Raw genomic sequence first — 18645 nt, 5'->3', positions numbered from 1 at the left:
TCCTCTATGCGAATTCAGCCATGAAATCCAACTCGGCCTGATGGCGTATGATGCGTCGATGATTCGCCCACAAGGCCTGGATTTGCTCCCGATTACACTGTTGCCGATCCACCAGCACCCGGCTGCTTAATTCGCCAATGCGCAGACCTTGGGTCAACGGCACTTTAGAGAATACGAACTGGTTGCTGATCAAGTCCATAAAGGGGCCGGACTTGCTGGTGGGCATAATAAACAGTAACTGCAAACCTAAGGATTCCGTCAGGTACTCAATGACTTCTTTCGAACGCGCTTCGTCCATTTTTGAAAAGGCTTCATCCACCAACACCATGCGTAAGTGCGCGTCGCCCTCGTTAAAGCGGAAAGCACTGGTGATGGCCGCTGAACGAATAATGTAGGCCGGGGTTTCCAACTGCCCGCCCGACCCGGTGCCATACTGGCTCAGGGCAATGGGTTCTTTATTGGCGGGTTGCTTATAAATTTCGTAGTTGCGGTAGTTACGGTAATCCGAAATACGTTCCAGTTCACGCAGCGCGCGCTGTTCGTCCTCGTCCAACAACATGCTCATGATCTGATCCCGCACGCGCTGCGACTTGGCGGACAGTTCCAGGGTAAATAAGGTATGTTTTTCGCCCAGGCCGGGCGACCGCGTGACTTCCTCAAAGAACTGCCAGTATTCTTGGTATTCCGGCACCCAGGACCAATCGAACCAATAGCGCTCTTGATCAGCGCCAAACCGGTGGTGCTCCAACTCCTGGTTCAGTTCTTCCAGTATCCGCTTGCCATCGTTGATGGCGTGATAAATCGCATGACACAGGTTAGTGACAAAGGTGTCATTAAAGCTGTCCCGCAGCCGGGTAAGTTGATCCTGCTTCTCCACCAGCACATTGTTTTTCAGGCGGGTATATATGCGCCCAATTTCCAAATTTAAACCGGCAATTTGGCTGAAAAACTCCACGCTGTGGGCTTGCCCGAAATCGGCTGCGAACACCATGGCATCACTGGGTTGGCAATGTTGGTTGTGCTCTAACACATGGCGTTCTAAGTCGTGCGCCAGTGCATTGAGTTCATTGAGTAAATTTGCATGCCGCGATTCGAGGCTGTCAGGGTCGGCTGTTTCGGCTTCCTGATCGGCCAAATTCAACCGCTCGTCGACCGAGAAGTCTGGCCAGATATGCGTCAGATCTTCCAGGTAGTTTTCATGGTCTTCTACCGCTTGTTGTGTTTTTTCTTGCTGGTCGCTTAACCGAGCACACAAACGATCGCACTGTTCACGTTGCTCTTGCAGCTTGCCCAAATCGGCATCCAAGGTTTGGATCTGGTCATCCAACCGTTTGGCACTGTCGCGCAAGCGTTCGTGTTCGTCATCCAAGGAGGTAAATTGCGTCAGGTCCAAGTCGGCCAGCTTGCGCTCGGCAGACTGCAAATCTCGCTGCGCTTGCAGCAACATTTGATAGGGCTCACTGACCTCCAGGGTGGTGAGTTGGTCCACCGCATGAAACAACGTATGCAAGCGCTCACATTCGCGTTCGTGCTGCACGATGTCGACCCGCAGTTGTTGCAACTCTTGCGTGCGCGCTTTGGCCGCGCGTTCCCGCGCACCTTGCCCGAACACCAAATCGCTGTCGTCGATTTCACAGCGATACATGGCATACCCACCGCTGCCCATGCCCTCGGCACAGATACCCCGGCGGGTGTGGCGCAGGGCATCAATGGAGTCCACGCGCTGGACGTTGCCATAGCTGGCCAGCACGTAATCTTTCGCTGTCGCATGACCAAACGATAACACATCAATCAGTGAATCTTTCACGGGCGACAAACGCGCGGCGTCTTCTTTCGCCCGCGCACCCTGTATGACCCGTGCCCGACCATCTCGTCCGGGTAATTGGCGAACAATACGCGCCGCTTCGGCTTCAAACTCGGGCGCTACCACAATACCAAACCGCGCCATGCCCAAATAAGCTTCGATAACGTTCTGCCATTGTGGGTCGGTGACACTGACATGGTCACACAACACGGTTGCATCGGCGTCCGGCAATTGCCGGCGAATGGCATCCAACGCGGCGCGAACGGACGGCGGATAGTGCACGCGCTCTTGTTCCAACGCTTGTGTGTCCGCGGCTTTCTGCTGCCATTGACGTTCCAACTGTTGGGCGCGCTGCTGTCGTCGGTCCAACATACGTGCTAACCAATCGCGGAGACTGGCTTGTTCGACATAGCGGCCTCTTTCCAACCAACGTTTCACCCATTGGTTGATCTGCCCTTCCAAATCCAGCGTGACTTGCACGCTGTTTTCCATGGCATCTAAATCGACCCAGTCGCGGTTTAGCAACCGTGCTAAGGCGTCCCCCAGTTTGGCTAAGGCCTGCTGTAATTTCGGTGCATCGTCGGCCAAGCGTTCGGCTTGTTTGTTCAGCCCTTCGGCCAATAACCGGGCGCGCTCTTCGCCCCACAAGGCTTGAATATCATTCAAGGCGCGCGCCAACACGACGCGGGTTTGGTCAGTCTGCAGTAACGTCTGGGTGGTAAATTGTAAGCGCTGACTGGCTTGGTCACGCGCCTGTTCTAACGCGGACTTGTCCTGTAGTTCACGAATACCCATGCGCCGGGCTTCGAGCGCAATTTGGTCTTGGCGCACTTGTTGGCGCTGGCTTTCGGCCAAGTCGCGTTCTTTAGTGCGCTGGGTCAACTGATCAACCAAATCCGTTTGCGCTTGTTTGGCGGTGAGATACGCGTCCTGATCCCGTTTGTAACGCGCTTGGGCCAAGGTGTAAGCCAAGACATTGCGCTCTATCCATTGTTCAACATAGAGGTCAGCTTGATGCTTGCTGGCACTGAGCCGCGCGATGTTGCGGCTCAGGCGATTCGCCTCCCCTTCCATCGCATTGATGGTCTTCATTAAATCCGAGACGGTACGAATGGCTTCGCCGAGGTCTTTCGGTTCGAGAATCTCATTCGCCACAAAGCCATTGATGCTGCGTACCGGCTTGTAGGCCATAAAGCGAGAAAAAGCGCGTGCTGCGTTAAGCGCCTCGCGTTCGGAAATCGCATCATCTCGGCCCCGCAGTGCGGCATAGAGGCGGCGCAGGTATTGTTTTTTGGTTTCGTATTTTTCTACTACATGTGGCCCCAGGCGCTTTTCCAGTTGCTTGTGCAGCTTACCTAGAGGCGTCACGCTACGGCCGGTTTCTGCCTCATGGACAAAATCACTTAACGCCAACTCATGTCCGGGCAGCAAATAATACTGTTGATCGGTCAGCCGCGCAGTCTGCTGTTGACCGTTTTTCTCGATCCGCGCCGACAGGCCCATAACCGCCGTAAAGGGCTCACCGCTTTCCCCCTGTGTGGGGTGAAAAATGGCCGCGAGATAGCCGACGGTGGGTTCCGGACGGGCGTAGCTGCCATCGTCACAGCCCAACACATAGGACGCCAACGTACGAACTTGTTTACCACGGCCACGTTGAGTGGCCTCTTCTTGCCCAGGATTGAATTGGAACAAGGTGTCGTGCGCCGCTGTCATGATGGTTTGAATGGCATCCGCAGCGGTGGTTTTACCCGACCCATTGCCGCCACTGAACAAATTGATCGGACCGAAGTCAAACTCTTGCGCGGGGATATTGCCCCAATTGACGAACACAAATTTCTTTAAAAACATGGTTACTGGCTCTCTTGCGCGATGTCTTGCGCGTCCTGTCCGACGTTGCTCTGCTCTGGTGTTCCCTCGGTCGGTTCTGGTTCCTCCATGGGTGGCTGCGCGGGCTGTTCCAGCTGCTGCAGTACCGCATCGCTGACCAAACTGACAATGGTGGGCCGGATATGCAATACCGCGTCTATTGGGTCTAACACGGCGTCTTCTGCCATCCGAATCAAGCGCCATTGGCGCAGCCGACGCCAAAGCTGTCGCCGCTCGGTGATGTTCTCAGGCAAGCTACGGCCCATCAAATTACGCAGCGTGATACCCACATTCTCGACCGTGGTGGCCACCACACCCTGTTCATCCATTCGGGCTTCGCGTAGGCCCTGATCGTACAGCGTGCGCAAAACCAAGATCAGCGCCACTTCATGTTGCGATGGTCGTTGACGTAACGGTGCGCCTTGCAGTGCATCCTGACTCGGCTGCCCCGGCACCTCGGCACCGGGCGGGTACAGGCGCACAAAATGAAATTGTTTGTCGTGCAGTATCCGGATACGCAGAACGGCAAAATAGTCCACCAGCAAGGCTTCACAGCGCACCAAGCGGTCGTAATATTGTTGTTCTATCTGGCTGTCGTCGCGGCTGATGATGCCGTAGTCCAGCAAGCGAATGGTCAATTCCGAGAATTCATCCAAGGTAATGCCTAAGGCATCCAGTTGTTGCTCCAAGGCCTCCAACATCAAGGCGTCTCCCTAACAGAAGGTTCCGGCGACAGCGTGCGGCGTGACAGCACAAACTCATCGCGTTGATAAAAATAGTCATCCTGTAACCGTCGACCGGTAGGTTCTACCACCCAGTCCGCCAGTTGACCCGCGCTGATCAGGTGGGCGACGGCCATAAAGTCTTCCGCGCTGTCGATCGGCAGGTCGGCGCTGCTCAACTGCTCTTGCTGCGCTAAACGCTCAGCAATGTAGTGCTGGAGTTTTTGCTGGCTGATGTAAAAAGCCTGATCTAAAGCTTGCTGCACATACACCGCTTGTCGGGCACTTTGGTCGCCCTCGGGCTCGGTGGTCAACTGATGGTTGATGGCCGCACTGCGGGCACGCTCCGGTAGCCGAATGTGTTCCGGGTCCATTAAGCCCACCTGACAACGTGCCAGCACCGCGCCAGCGGCCGCGAGGCGTCGGTCTTGCTCAGCGCTCGGTAGGTTGGTCAGACGGCTCAGTGCTGCCGCGACATCGGCGTGCTTTTGCGTGGCCAGATAATTCATTTGCCGAATGATGATGTCGGCACGCTTGGTAAAATGCTGCAAAGAACGTCGCAACGCGGGCAACATAATATCGGCTGCGTTTTTTAGCCGACGCTCTATGCCATCCAATACGGCCCACAAAACAGAACGGCCAGGCTGCACCCAATCCGGCATGAGTTCACGCAAACGCTGCTCCGCCTCGACCTTGAAAGCCTTGGGCTTGCGCCGAATACGCTGGATAACAGCACTGATTTGCTCGCGGTATTTTTCGACGCTGTCTGCCGATAGCCGAATGGCAATGTCGGGTTGAAACCGTTGCTCCATAAATTCAAAGAACTCGGCGGTTACCCGCTGGACATCGAATTCATTTTGCATTTCACGCACCAGCGCCCGGCGGCGCTCGTTCAATTCTTCTATGACATCGGTGAAATCACTGATGATGCGCTCGGAATAGTCGTACGCGTCCAACAAATCGTACACTTCACCGTGCGCCAAAAAGCTTTGTAATGCATTACGCGTGTTACGGGTATTGCGGTGCCGTGAACGTTGCTGATTGCGCCGTTTGTCGTCAATAAAAGCTTCCGTAAAACGCCGCCCGGCACGGGTAAAACCCAGAGTTGATTGTAGGGTGGCGTCATCCACCATACGCGCCAGCCAACCGGCATCCAACAGTTGGTTCACCAGCCAATTGGCGTGCTCACGCGCATCGCGGAACCGTGTTTCATTGTCGTCAAATTCCGGTTCTGGCGTCGTCTGATCGGCCAGCAACGGCGTGCGCACCAAGGCTTCCTGAAAGGTTTCTACCACTTGCGAGCGCTCAACGGCCTGCCCATAATCAGCCTCCGCACCGTAGCTGCGCTGGTACAAAGCCATTAGGCACTCTGCGGCTTGAGCACGGTATTTACTCACCAGAGGGCGGAAAAACTGGCTTTGTTTGTCCTCAAAAAACATGACGTGTTAGCAAACCTGTCGCTCGAATATGGGTCGGCAAGTCTACCACAGCGGGCGGCACAGAGAACCAATTTAGCATACCGCTCGTATCACATGACGATGACAAACTCTGGCCCGCGCGCTAGAGTGCTCCCTTCAACTTTTTCACAAGGAAAACACGATGGCTGAAGCAAAACTGTTGACCGAGGGCGCCCCGGCACCGGCGTTCACCGCACTGAATCAACATGGCGAATCCGTGTCGTTGGCGGATTTCAAAGGCAAAAAAGTTGTGCTGTATTTCTACCCCAAGGCCATGACGCCCGGCTGCACCACGCAAGCCTGTGGTATTCGGGATACCCGTGCCGACTTCGAGCAACGCAATACGGTCGTGCTGGGCGTGAGCCCGGATGCACCCAAGCGCCTGCAGAAATTCATCGAGAAAGAAAATCTGAATTTCGACTTGTTGAGTGATGAAGATCTCACCCTCTGCAACGCTTATGGTGTTTGGGGATTGAAGAAATTCATGGGTAAAGAATACGATGGCGTGCATCGTGTTACCTACATCATTGATGAAGATGGTGTGATTCGCCATGTGATGGGCAAGGTGACCACCAAGTCGCACCATGATGATGTACTGGCCGTGGTGGATAGCCTGTGATTCAACAATCCGATCAGCAGGCAAAAATTCAAATCAAGAACCTTCGGTTACGTACCTATGTGGGCATCAAAGAAGAGGAGATCAAGAACAAGCAGGATGTCGTGCTGAATCTGGTGATTCTGTTTGATGGCACCGGTGCGTGGAATGCGGAAGAAATTGAGAAGACCCTGAACTACCGTACAATCTGCAAAGAAGTCATCAATTTCGTCGAGGGCAACCGCTTTGCTCTGTTGGAAAAGATGACCCGTGAGGTGCTGAATCTGGTAATGTCGCACCCCGAAGTGCAGTATGCCTCGGTCGAGATCGACAAAGTAGCAGCGCTGCGGTTTGCCGATTCAGTGTCGATGACGTTGCAGGCTACGCGTTAGGCGTTAGGCTTCAGTGCCTTGATCAGCACCGACGTATCCATACGCCCCAGCCCTTCTGCTTGCAGTCGGGCATAGCGCGCATCGGTCTCTTTTGCCAATGGCAAATGGACACCCAGCCGCTTGGCTTCGTCCAGTACGATCCCCAAATCCTTGCGCATCCAATCAATAGCAAAACCGAAGTTGAATTCGCCTTTTGCCATGGTGCTGGCCCGATTATTGAGCTGCCAAGAGCCTGCCGCCCCTTGTTGTAATGCGGTGATCACTTCATCCATGTCCAACCCAGCGGCTTGCGCCAGGGTCACTCCCTCACTGAGCCCCTGTAGAATACCGGCGATCAGCACTTGGTTCACCATCTTACAGCGCTGCCCTTGTCCGTGTCCGCCCATCAACTGAAGGTGTGCCGCATAAGCAGCCAATGAGGGTTCCACGCGAGCAAACACGTCCGGCTCACCGCCACACATAATGGTCAGCCGACCATTTTCAGCACCGACTTGCCCACCCGACACCGGTGCATCCATAAAATGCACGCCCCGTTCAGCGCAGGCAGCGGCCAGCTCTTCCGCTAAGGTTGCACTGGTGGTGGTATGGTCCACCAGCACCGTACCGGGCACCATTCGACTCAATACGCCATGATCGCCGTACACGACACTGCGCACGTCGTCGTCATTACCGACGCACAAACAGACCACCGCGGCGCCGTCAGCGGCCAGCGCGGGTGTCGGTGCAGAGCGACCACCGTATTCGGCCACCCAGTGCTGGGACTTTTCGGTCGTGCGGTTGTAAACACAGGTATCTTGACCTGCCCGCTGCAGGTGGCCCGCCATGGGATACCCCATGACGCCCATGCCGATAAAGGCTACCTTATTGGATGCAGTGGTTGCGTCATTCATTCGCTGTCTTCCTCCAGTGGCAAACCGTCTGGCGATTCATCGGCCAAAGCCAGTTGTTTTTTATTTCGTGCACCCAGCTTGCGCAGATTCTCGACTCGTCCGACCAAGTTGCCGCGCCCGCTGGACAGACGATTCATGGATTGATCCATACTTTCTTGCGTTTTACGCAGATGTTTTTGCACGTCTTGCAGGGATTCGGTGAAGCGTACAAAGTGGTCGTAAAGCTTGCCCGCTTCTTCGGCAATGGTCTGGGCATTGCGATTCTGTTGTTCATTACGCCAGATGTTATGGATAGTCTTCAACACCGCCAAGAGCGTACTCGGGCTGACTAAAATGATGTTGCGGTCGAACGCATCCCGAAACAGTTGCGGGTCGTTTTCCATCGCCAGCAGGAACGCCGCTTCGATGGGCACAAACATCAACACAAAATCCAGTGTCTTTAACTCGGCGATGTCTTCGTAATTCTTGGCGGTCAGATTCTCCATCTGATTGCGAACCGCCTTCAAGTGGCCTTTAAGGTGCAGCGCGCGTTCGTCATCTTCGGTATTGCAATAGCGCTCGAAACTGACCAACGACACCTTGGCATCGACAATCACATCTTTCTGGTCGGGCAGGTGAATCACCGCATCCGGCTGCTGACGACTGCCATCTTTACCCGTAAAGCTTAACTGTGTGTCGTATTCGTGGCCCTTCCGCAGCCCACTTTCTTCCAAAATGCGCTCTAACAGCATTTCGCCCCAGTTGCCTTGCAACTTCTTCTCGCCTTTCAAGGCGTTGGTCAAAGCGCGCGCTTCCTGGTTCATTTCTTCGTTGAGCTGACGAAGGCTGGCCAGTTGCAGGCGTAACTCGCGGCGGTCGTCGGTGTCTTTCTCGTAGACCTGCTCTACCCGTTGGCGAAAGTCTTTCAGTTGTTCACGCATGGGCTGCATTAAATGATTAAGACTTTCCTGACTGGTTTTGCTGAAGGCTTGTTGCTTCTGCTCAAAAATCCGGTTGGCCAGATTTTCAAACTGGCTGTTGAGCCGTTGTTCCGAATTTTCCAGCAAGCTGATCTTTTCCGCCATTTGTCGCCGCTCGCTGTCCAACGTACTGCGCGCCAACGCCAGCTCACGCTCTAACTGGTTGCGGGTGTTCATCCAACTGCGTTCGGCATTGCGCCCTTCATCTTCTAAACGCTCTCGGTCTTCCTGCAATTGCGCTACCCTTTCGAGTTGTTGCGCTTGTTGGCGTTCTAACGCCTCACACTCTGCGCGCAGACGCACGGTGTCCAAGGTTAAGCGCTGCGCACGCAGGAAAAAAAAGAGGGTCGATGCCAAAAAAGAAACCAAGAGCATGGAGGTCACGATGGTCATCGGGGTGAGCAGGGCGAGCAGTTCAGCGGGCATGCCTTTTCCTTGTTTTTTCTACACACAACGGTGCTTGGAATGAGAATTCTGGTATCTTACACCCACAACATTGTGGTGACACCCAACATATAGAGGAACCATGACCAGAATAACCATTCTCGAAGCGACTGAAAAACTGGATATCTTCATCAAGATGTTGGATGACCTGTATTGGGAAACAGCGTCCATGGACCATAAAGACATTTTGCACAACCTATCGCGCAACCTAACCGATGAACTGATTGAACTCCATAAGGTCAGCATCCAAGATGGTCACTTCAAATATGAACCCATCAGCGAGCAACTGCGCTCCATCAGCCCGCAACTGGGCTGGTTGGCCGATAATCTGAGCCAGGTGGCGCGCCGGACTCGAACCTATAATGAGGCGCACAAATTGGTGCGCGAAATACAATTACTGATTAACTGATATGAAATTACTGCTCATCTACACCGGCGGCACCATTGGTATGGTGCCATCAGACCGTGGTTGGCGACCACAACCCGGCTATCTCGAATCACGAATTCGATCCCACGTACGCCAAGAAGATATGGACGTAGAATTTGACTGGCTGGAATACAACCCGTTGATCGACTCCTCTCATATCAATATTGCGCACTGGAATACGCTGGCCGAAGACATCGTAGCCCATTATCACGATTACGATGGCTTCGTGGTCTTGCATGGTACCGATACCATGGCGTACACCAGTTCTATACTCAACTTTATGCTACGCGGAACCCGCAAGCCGGTGATTCTGACAGGCAGCCAAATACCGGTATGGGAGAGCCACACCGATGGTCTAGACAACGTTGCGTTAGCGTTGCAGCACGCGCAGCGGCGTGACCTGCACGAAGTCTATCTAGCGTTTAACCAGACGTTGTTTCATGGTGCGCATGTCACCAAAATCGACACGGACGGACTCAAGACCTTTGCCGCGCCACACGGTGTACATCTGGCCGCAACAGGAGAAAAGGAGGCGAGTCAACCGCGCTGCATTCCTGCCAGCGATGCTGCCATTGAGGTATATTATTGCTTGCCGGGCAACAGCCTGCAGGGCTTGTCTGCGCTGTTGAAAACGCAACCCCGTGCCTTGATCATGTCGACCTATGGCAGTGGCAATGCTCCCGACTCGCCTGAACTGCGCGAGATGCTGAAAGTGGCCCAAAACCAGGGCACATTGCTCATTAATCGCAGCCAATGCTATCGCGCCAATGTTGATATGGATCGCTATGAGGCGGCGGCGGCCCTGCGAGAAACCGGACTGATTGGCAGCGGCACAATGACTTTAGAGGCATTAACCGCCAAACTCCGCGTGCTGCTCACCTTGTTCGACAATGATGTCGATATCGCGCAACAGCTCTTGTTGCCATGGACACAAGAGCTGCCGCCAATCAACGCCAGTTAGCCTGAGCCTCACGGTAAGCCTTTATCGGCTTACCGTTTTTATTTTTATTGCCCATAACAGAACACTATGACCTCCACCGTATCACAACATGGAGTGGCCTTCTGGCTTTCACCTAAAATTCTGCGTCTGCTCACTCTCGCTTTAATGCTCGGCTTGGCCGGAGCCGCCGTGTTTCCCGTGCTCAGTACCCACTTGGCAACTGGCTTGGGTATCTCACCTTTTTGGATTGGGATCTTTTTCCTACTCAATACTGCCGCTGGCATCGGCGTGAGCCATGGACTTGCCCTAGCATCAGACCGCGGCCTCAGTAGGGTTCGAATCCTGTGGGTCGCCGTGACCATCAGCGCACTGGGAGCCCTGGCAATGGGCTACACCACCCATTACGGGCTATTGCTGATGATCGGCATGCTGTGGTTTGGCTTGTCAGCAACCGCGCAACCGCAATTGTTTGCCTTGGCGCGCGAGCAGATCAGCAGCGCCGAAGCGGCGCTGTTTCAGTCAGTGTTGCGCGCCAGCATTTCATTCAGTTGGATTATCGGCCCTCCACTCGCCTACCTGCTGTTTGAACGCATTGGTTTCACCTACTTGATGTGGATCACCAGCGCTATGTTTGGCTTGGCGCTGTTGTTGCTGCCGGGGTTAAAAGACGCGCCCTATCAACCACCATCAGCTGTCAAGATACCCACCAATCGGCGGATAAAGTGGCTGTTCTTAATGATGGCGGCCATTTTCGCGGCGAACAGTATGTACATCGTCTACATGCCTTTGTATGTGCGCGAAACGCTGGGCATTGCGGGTATTGCTCCCGGCGTATTGATGGGTTTGGCCGCAGGCTTAGAAATTCCCTTGATGGTAGGCGCCGGTGCCATGGCTCATCGCTGGCCTTTGTTTCGACCACTCTGGGTAGCCGTGGCTGGAGGCTTGGTGTTTTACGCCGGGATTTTCCTGTTTTCCAGCTTCACACTCTTGATGGTCTGGCAAATATTCAACGCATTGCTGATTGGCTTGGCGGCGGGCATGGGCATCAGTGTCTTCCAATCATTAATGCAAGATCGCTTAGGCATGGCCTCTACGTTGTATTCCAACGCAATCAAAACCGGCGGGTTAGTCGGCGCAGCGGCAGGTGGTTTGATTGCCGAATGGCTAGGCTACGAACAGGTGTTTCTGGGCAGTTTTTTCGCCATGGTCATCGCCTTTGTGGCGCTCTGGCAATGTGCTCATAAACGCCATAATTGAGGGCAAAGTGCACCAATTTGGTTTCTTGTCCGTATTTAATTTTGTGAATTGGTTACCGCAAGAACCAAAAGAGCCTCGACTAATTTGGCCAGAAGTACTGACGTTACAGGGGTTTGGCAGAAAGTTTTGAGAATAGAGATTTGTTGGCACGACCTGTGCTTCATTAGAAGTGCACTCGCTGAGTTCAGGATGAAGTCAGAAAGGATTATGGACGATCTATTGCTGGGCAATCTTTCCCCCGCGGCCTTAACAGGTCGCGGGGTTCTTTTTTGCGCGGTGTTTTTTACGTTATCAAAAGGGGTGTGAATTATGAAGGTGGTTATTACCGGTGTGGGACGTCGCTTAGGATTCGAACTTGCGCAGCATTTTCTGACCCAAGGGCATCAGGTGATAGGCACCTATCGGCAGTCGTACCCCGAAATCGCCACGCTCGATTCCATGGGTGCCGAATTGTACCCACTTGAACTGACGGACCGCACAGCCGTACAACAGTTTGCGGACGACATAGCACACAAACACCCAAGCATTGATGTGCTCATCCACAATGCCTCCGCATTTTCACCTACGCCGGATGATCGCACCCAAGCATTAACCGATTTCGATACTTTTTCTTCAGTGCACATTCAGGTCCCATTTATACTCAATGAAACCTTACGCGACAACCTTGCCAACTCGACATACCAACACGGTAACATCATTCACCTGACCGACATCTATGTACAAAAGCCGAGTCCCAAGTTTCGTCTCTATTGCGCCAGTAAGGCCGCCTTGCAGAGCTTGAACGACAGTTATGCGATCAGCCTGGCCCCGAAAATTCGCGTTAATGCCATTTTACCTGGCCCTTTAGCCTTTCTTCCGGAGCATTCCGAGGCGGCGAAAAAACAGGTATTGGCAGCCACCCCTTTGCAGACATTAGGTGGCTTTTCACCCGTCATACAAACCGTAGACTATATTATTAACAACCCCTATTTAACCGGTGCCAGTATTCGGGTCGATGGTGGACGGTCACTGGCGATGTAAGCCAGTTGGAGGTTCGCTGTCGTCAGACTCGTCGTGCACCGGTTCCGGGGGCAGCAACCGATACGGCAGTTCGCGTTGCGGCTCTTCCAAGGTGATTCGACCAAGTTTCCCGGCACGGAATTCATTGAGCACAATTTCACTGGCTTTATGCAAATCCAGCTCGCCGTCACGGATACACCCACGGCGCTCGGCAATGGCCGGCAGTATCTGCGCTGCGTCGTCACTGTCTTCTGAAATACCATAGCGTTTAGCCAGAGCACCGCGATAACGTTGCAGCAGATAGTCAATGGCAAATAAAGCCACCTCTTCGTACTCCATGGCGGTGGAGCGAATGGCGCCACTGGTTGCCAAACGATAACCCGCCAACACATCGCCTGGCGAGGGTTGCATGATGCCCGGGGTATCCAATAGTTGAAAATATTTTCCGGCATCGACCTTCTGCTGGTTCTTGGTCACCGCGGGTTCATTACCGGTGTGTGCTACCTTACGTCCGGCTAAAGAATTGATCAGCGTTGACTTGCCGACGTTGGGAATACCCGCAATCAATGCTCGTACCGGTTTTCCTGGAATGCCCCGACGCGGCACCATGTCGCGGCACAGTTGCGGTATGTCTTGCAGTCGTTTGCGCTCGCCATTGTGGGTGGCGTAGGCGGTTACGCCCTCTTGCGCGTTGTACCACGCCAGCCATTTTTTGGTTACCGAGCTATCGGCCAAATCGGTTTTGTTCAGCACCATCAAGCAGGGCTTGGTACCACGAATTTCGGCGAGCAAGGTATTGCGGCTGGACAACGGCAATCGTGCGTCCAAAACTTCGATCATGACGTCGACTTGATGAAAAACTTCTCGTATTTTGCGTTGGGCTTTGTGCATATGGCCCGGATACCAATGAATTTGCACGCTACTGGCTACCTAATAAGATGTGCGTGCTATTGTACGTTAAGCATCACTAGCTTGCAGACAATTCTGTTCCGCGACGGCCCTGTAAGCCACCGGTATGCAACAATACCCACTGGCTGCCGGTGGGTAACTCATTACGCATCAAGCGCTGCCAAAATACATAGGCGACTTTCAAGTTATACACCGGCTCTAACGGCACACCAAAATGGGTTTGAAAGAATCGACCGAACGCTATTTCCTCCGCGCTGTTGCGCCCGAAGCCGCGCCCTGCCGCAGGCCAACATTGCCCGCCGGGCAAATCGTAATGATGTTGCAGGCTACGTAACGTAGCCTCAGGTTGCTTAAAGACAGGCACCGCTATGATACGCTGCACGGAAGGTGCGCTGAGCGCCAACCCGGCATAGGTGCCACCGGACCCGACCGGCACCAACAAGGTTGTGCCGCTCGGTAATTTTCCCCATAACTCAAGCCCCCATTGGCGCACAGCTTCTACGGCAATAGGTGAGGTACCTCCTTCCGGAATGAACACAAAATCGGGCCATTGCTGTTCGGCACACCGTCGCCATTCTGGTCCATGACGTTGGCGATAACGTGCCCGGGACACAAAAATAACCTCCATTCCCCAGCGCAAACAATCGGCCAAGGTTGGGCTCATGCCTTCTGCCGGATGCCCACGCACCCAGCCCTTGGTAGTAAAACCGCAATGGTGTCCAGCATACGCTAACGCGTGCAAATGATTGGAGTGGCGCCCACCGAAAGACATAAGCCCACGCTTATTTTGCTCGGCTGCTAGCGCCAACCAAGGTGCCAGTTTGTGCCATTTATTTCCAGAAATCACCGGGTGGTTGAGGTCCTCCCGCCACACCGAGCAGCGAATATTTCGTGCAACAAGTTCTGGATGATTGAGGCGTTGCAGCAGGAGAGGTTGAACCATAAAACTCTATTTCAATGGTTCAACGGGACGTTGAACGCGCTTGGCAACTGCCACTTTGAGTTGTCTGACGTACTGAGTTAGTCGCTGATTCAGCGTCGTCGCCTTACTCAGTTCATGGCGTGCCGTCTCTAAATCGTGTTGTAAGGCTCGTACTTTGCGCTGCCACTGTTCATCGCGTTGTTGATAATGTCCCACTTTTTCACGCGCTGACTGCAATTGCCGCTCTAACTCAGCCAGGCGCTGCGAGCCCGTCGAAGAAGGATCGGTTACCGCCGTCGAGGTAAGGGTTGGCACATCATTGTCTGAGGGCTCTATAGAAGCCAGAGACTCGACTTGGGACAACTTGTGCGCCGAAAAGCCCAGTTTGTTGCGCTTCAACATGCGCGATATTTCCCAATAGGGATCATGTACCGTACGCCGAAAAGGCTCCCATAGTTGCTCGGTATAGCGCATAGGTCCTTGCGTACGACAGACCATTTTAGGGTACACATCTCCCAGTTTTGGTCCCGGCTTACCCCGATCCGCAAGGTCACGCAGCGGCAGGTTCCATTTGGCACTGACCATACCGCGAGCATCGAACTCCACGATGAAAAATACAACCGCCACTACGATCAATTGCTCGTCCAACTGCACATACGCGGTGCCCAATCGCCGGTCTGCGAACGACATCATAGGCACCATACCATCCAGTACGGCATCAAACTCTGCAAAGCGCATTTCCTTGCAGATTCGACCTTCATCGAAAAAAAAGATGGCTTCCGCGTGCACACAGGCTCCTTCGACGACTCACGATGCATATCATTATGCATCAACCCACTGAACGTACAATGATTGACGTGGAAATAGCATTGGAATGACGACGCAGGTCAGAGTGTCATCGCTGCATCCACGCCTTGTCGAATCGCCCGCTTTGCATCCAACTCCGCCGCCTTCTCGGCACCACCGATTACTTTCACGTCGAAACCGGCTGCTTGTAAGTCGTGCATTAATCCGAGTTCGGATTCCTGCCCGCTGCACAGAACTATCTGGTCAACCGCTAAACACTGTAACGTATCGTCTTTTCGGTACCACAACCCGGCGTCATCAATGCGTTCGTACTCGATGCCGACCAGATGCTCGACCCCGCCCATTTTCAGCGCCGTGCGGTGAATCCAGCCCGTGGTTTTACCCAACGTCTTGCCCGGCTTATGGGTAGAACGTTGGCAGAGTGTTATATGCCGCGTGGCGTGGTGCGGTTGTGGCTGTGCCAACCCACCCTGCGCATTACCCTCACCGACAATCCCCCAGTGGCGTAAGAAAGCCGCTTTGTCGGTGACGGGAGCATCACAGTGCAATAAGAACTCACACACGTCGAAGCCGATCCCACCGGCACCGATGACGGCTATGCGCTGGCCCGGCGCTACTTCACCACGCAAGAGTTGGTCATAGCGCACAACATTGGGCAGATCGACACCCGGCAAGTCCGGGACGCGAGGATTGACGCCGGTAGCGAGAATAACGCTGGAAATTTGTGCCGTAGTCAGATCTTCCACGGTCACGGGTCGGTTCAACTGTACACGCACACCAAGGGCAGCTAGCCGGGTTTCAAAATAGCGGAGTGTTTGCGCGTAATCTTCTTTACCGGGGATAGCGGCGGCCAACTGAAATTGCCCACCGAGACGATCGCGCTTCTCATACAGTGTGACACTGTGGCCACGTTGCGCCGCCTCGACAGCGGCCGACATACCTGCCACCCCACCACCAATGACGGCGACATGGCGCGGTTTTTCCGCTGGAATAATCTTTAGCTTATGCTCGTTCAAAGCATAGGGGTTGACTAAGCAGGTGACTGCTTTACCGACAAACACATGATCCAGACAGGCTTGATTGCAACCTATACAGGTATTGATATCGGCAACCTGATTGTTTTGCGCTTTCTTCCCCCAGTCGGCGTCGGCCAACCAAGGACGCGCCATAGTGACGAGATCCGCTACGTTATCGCGCAGCAACGTTTCGGCCTGCTCAGGCATGTTGATACGATTGGTCACCGCGACGGGAATCCGCACAAGTTTGCGCAACCGGGCTGTGGCATCAGAAAAAGCCGCCGACGGCACCATTGAAGCGATCGTGGGCAGGCGAGATTCATGCCAACCTATACCTGAGTTGAACAGGTGCACACCCTCCGCTTCCAAGGCCAATGCTAAGGTTTCTACCTCTTCCCATGGTGTACCATTCGGAACCAGATCCAACAAAGAAATCCGAAAAATAATTAGAAACTGAGGACTCACGACATCTTTGATTGCACGAACAATCTCTATGGCTAACCGGTGCCGATTTTCTGCCGCCCCACCCCACTGATCTGTCCGATTATTCAGTGCTGGCGAGGTGAACTGATTAATAAAGTAACCTTCGGAACCCATGATCTCGATGCCATCATAACCGGCCAACTCGGCTAAACGCGAAGCTTCCGCGAAACCCGCAATTTCGCGCTGAATTTCATAGTCGGTTAAAGCATGCGGTGCAAAGGGTGAAATGGGTGCCTGCTGCTCCGTTGCACTCACTACATTGGGGTGAAACCCATATCGGCCAGTATGCAAAAGCTGCAAACAAATGCGCCCACCGACCGCGTGCACAGCTTCCGGAATGCATCGATGACAGTCTGCATCCTCTTGAGTCAGCATCGCGGCACCACCCGGCATCGCTCGACCTGCATCGGTCGGTGCTACGCCGCCGGTAATGATCAACCCAGCGCCACCTTCTGCGCGACGCTGAAAGAACGTCGCCAGCCGGTCAAAATGCTTTGGCGACTCTTCAAGCCCAGTATGCATAGACCCCATGATCAAGCGATTGGGGACTGTGAACGGGCCTAAATCAAGGGGCGAAAATACAGCTGGAAAAGACATGAGCGGCGTCCTTTTAGACGTTATTCAAACAAGCGTTTAAATTATCACCTAAAACACGCGGGGCGATACACTAACCAACATCGGCGCAGAATTAATGAAAAAAATGATGGGAATCACAATCTAAGATTCCCATATCTGATGATTTAGTCAGCTACACGTACTAAGCGCACACTTTCTCGCAGTGTTTTCTGATCGTTATCTGCATAACCATAATGAAAAGCAATACTCCATGCCAGAGTGGAAGATTCAGACGTCGTTGTCCAATACCAGCCGCTGGTGGTATTCGGGAAAACACTAGCGACAATCGTCGGCGTGGTATAACGCCCTCGACACCCTGCTGTATTATTGCCTTTAAAACGCGCCGGTTGGTTACTTGAGCAATAAACCAACGACAGTAGCTCTTCCAGCGTTGGGAGCCGCCAGTCGGTAAACCCTTCGAAACCCGGGATATCTTGTTGGTTCAATAACGGACCAGCCCTGACAGCATCGATCCAGGTCAACTGTGTGGCGTCGCCTTGGCAGCTAGAGCCTGACCATGTTTGACCAATAGAGCAACGCATCCATTGCAGCCCGGTCGAGGTATCGACCACAGTGGCTCCGCGCAATTCAAAACGTTGTTCGATCAGCTGGGCATTGGCCAAGACAGGCAAAGAAAGGAATAGGAAGATAGTGATAAGACGGAGGCGTGACGCAAACCGTAGCATTATGTTTTCCGTGTACCTGTGGTTAGACATAAGTTACAGGAAAGAATAACACAATCGTCAGTGAGCTAAAGCGTTTGTCACAAGATTGCTTAAATAAAGCTTATATGGAGGTCTACTTAAAGTTGGCGGACCGGACGGGGCTCGAACCCGCGACCTCCGGCGTGACAGGCCGGCATTCTAACCAACTGAACTACCGGTCCGCGAATGGTGGGTGTGAACGGGATCGAACCGCTGACCCTCGCCTTGTAAGGGCGATGCTCTCCCAGCTGAGCTACACACCCAAGCTACTCGGTAAATCATCAATCAGTGCTTCACTTTAACGCGGCGGTCAGTCAGGCACTTCGTGCCCCAGCTGTACCCATCCGGGCATAAAAGCTACACACCCAAGCTACTCGGTAAATCATAAAACACTGCTTCACTTTAACTCGGTGGTCAGTCAGGCACTTTGTGCCTCA

Annotated in this window: 16 protein-coding genes and 2 tRNA genes; 6 read left to right on the top strand and 12 right to left on the bottom strand. The window is 53.6% G+C overall.

Translation table 11 applies throughout. The features are described 5' to 3' along the window. Positions 1-4: 4 nt before the first annotated feature. From ACFOSD_RS07295 to ACFOSD_RS07285, 3 genes are read right to left on the bottom strand one after another with little or no spacing between them, the layout of a single operon-like run. Entirely contained in the window at positions 5-3652 is a 3648-nt protein-coding gene (locus ACFOSD_RS07295) for an ATP-binding protein (protein ID WP_380695030.1), read from the bottom strand. A gap of 2 nt (positions 3653-3654) precedes the next feature. Then, positions 3655-4371 (bottom strand): DUF4194 domain-containing protein, encoded by a 717-nt coding sequence (locus tag ACFOSD_RS07290; protein WP_380695029.1) that lies wholly within the window; start codon positions 4369-4371, stop codon positions 3655-3657. After that, positions 4371-5753, bottom strand: coding sequence for a Wadjet anti-phage system protein JetA family protein (locus ACFOSD_RS07285; protein ID WP_380695027.1), 1383 nt, complete (start codon positions 5751-5753; stop codon positions 4371-4373). Before ACFOSD_RS07285 ends, ACFOSD_RS07290 begins: the two co-directional genes overlap by 1 nt. A gap of 238 nt (positions 5754-5991) precedes the next feature. On the opposite strand from ACFOSD_RS07285, the gene bcp reads away from it, so the two are divergent. Next, entirely contained in the window at positions 5992-6468 is a 477-nt protein-coding gene (gene bcp, locus ACFOSD_RS07280; protein ID WP_380695025.1) for a thioredoxin-dependent thiol peroxidase, read from the top strand. Next, positions 6465-6836 carry a dihydroneopterin triphosphate 2'-epimerase gene (gene folX / locus ACFOSD_RS07275; protein WP_380695023.1) on the top strand — a complete coding sequence of 124 codons (372 nt, stop codon included), beginning with the start codon at positions 6465-6467 and terminating at the stop codon, positions 6834-6836. Before bcp ends, folX begins: the two co-directional genes overlap by 4 nt. Here the strand turns inward: folX and ACFOSD_RS07270 are convergent. Both ACFOSD_RS07270 and rmuC read right to left on the bottom strand, forming a co-directional pair. Next, positions 6833-7726 (bottom strand): NAD(P)-dependent oxidoreductase, encoded by an 894-nt coding sequence (locus ACFOSD_RS07270; RefSeq protein ID WP_380695021.1) that lies wholly within the window; start codon positions 7724-7726, stop codon positions 6833-6835. The two genes, folX and ACFOSD_RS07270, sit on opposite strands and share 4 nt — an antisense overlap. Continuing rightward, positions 7723-9111 (bottom strand): DNA recombination protein RmuC, encoded by a 1389-nt coding sequence (rmuC, locus tag ACFOSD_RS07265; protein WP_380695019.1) that lies wholly within the window; start codon positions 9109-9111, stop codon positions 7723-7725. The genes ACFOSD_RS07270 and rmuC overlap by 4 nt, the downstream gene beginning before the upstream one ends. Positions 9112-9211: 100 nt before the next feature. Here rmuC and ACFOSD_RS07260 point away from each other — a divergent pair, with 100 nt between their 5' ends. The 4 genes from ACFOSD_RS07260 (at position 9212) to ACFOSD_RS07245 (ending at position 12773) form a co-directional block, all read left to right on the top strand. Continuing rightward, positions 9212-9538: a hypothetical protein gene (locus tag ACFOSD_RS07260; protein WP_380695017.1), complete on the top strand. Its 327-nt coding sequence runs from the start codon at positions 9212-9214 to the stop codon at positions 9536-9538. Between the two features lies 1 nt (position 9539). Next, positions 9540-10517: an asparaginase gene (locus tag ACFOSD_RS07255; RefSeq protein WP_380695015.1), complete on the top strand. Its 978-nt coding sequence runs from the start codon at positions 9540-9542 to the stop codon at positions 10515-10517. Positions 10518-10583: 66 nt separating this feature from the next. Then, entirely contained in the window at positions 10584-11753 is a 1170-nt protein-coding gene (locus ACFOSD_RS07250) for an MFS transporter (protein WP_380695013.1), read from the top strand. A 309-nt stretch (positions 11754-12062) separates the two neighbouring features. Then, entirely contained in the window at positions 12063-12773 is a 711-nt protein-coding gene (locus ACFOSD_RS07245; protein ID WP_380695011.1) for an SDR family oxidoreductase, read from the top strand. Here ACFOSD_RS07245 and ylqF read toward each other — a convergent pair. From ylqF to ACFOSD_RS07210, 7 genes are all read right to left on the bottom strand, one after another. After that, on the bottom strand, positions 12759-13670 hold the full coding sequence (gene ylqF / locus ACFOSD_RS07240) for a ribosome biogenesis GTPase YlqF (protein WP_380695009.1): 912 nt from the start codon (positions 13668-13670) through the stop codon (positions 12759-12761). The two genes, ACFOSD_RS07245 and ylqF, sit on opposite strands and share 15 nt — an antisense overlap. A 49-nt stretch (positions 13671-13719) precedes the next feature. Then, positions 13720-14604 (bottom strand): 1-aminocyclopropane-1-carboxylate deaminase/D-cysteine desulfhydrase, encoded by an 885-nt coding sequence (locus tag ACFOSD_RS07235; protein ID WP_380695007.1) that lies wholly within the window; start codon positions 14602-14604, stop codon positions 13720-13722. A 6-nt stretch (positions 14605-14610) separates the two neighbouring features. Further along, positions 14611-15372, bottom strand: coding sequence for a hypothetical protein (locus tag ACFOSD_RS07230; protein ID WP_380695005.1), 762 nt, complete (start codon positions 15370-15372; stop codon positions 14611-14613). A gap of 98 nt (positions 15373-15470) precedes the next feature. Further along, positions 15471-17486, bottom strand: coding sequence for an FAD-dependent oxidoreductase (locus ACFOSD_RS07225; protein WP_380695003.1), 2016 nt, complete (start codon positions 17484-17486; stop codon positions 15471-15473). Between the two features lie 143 nt (positions 17487-17629). Further along, complete coding sequence (locus ACFOSD_RS07220) at positions 17630-18190, bottom strand: Lcl C-terminal domain-containing protein (RefSeq protein WP_380695001.1); 561 nt, start codon at positions 18188-18190, stop codon at positions 17630-17632. Positions 18191-18313: 123 nt separating this feature from the next. Next, positions 18314-18390: transfer RNA gene (locus ACFOSD_RS07215), tRNA-Asp, on the bottom strand. A 5-nt stretch (positions 18391-18395) separates the two neighbouring features. Next, a tRNA-Val gene (locus ACFOSD_RS07210) sits at positions 18396-18471 on the bottom strand. Positions 18472-18645: the final 174 nt, after the last annotated feature.

The organism is Salinispirillum marinum, assembly GCF_042650105.1.
Classification (GTDB): Bacteria; Pseudomonadota; Gammaproteobacteria; order Pseudomonadales; family Natronospirillaceae; genus Salinispirillum; species Salinispirillum marinum.
This window is presented reverse-complemented; position numbering and strand designations above follow the sequence as displayed.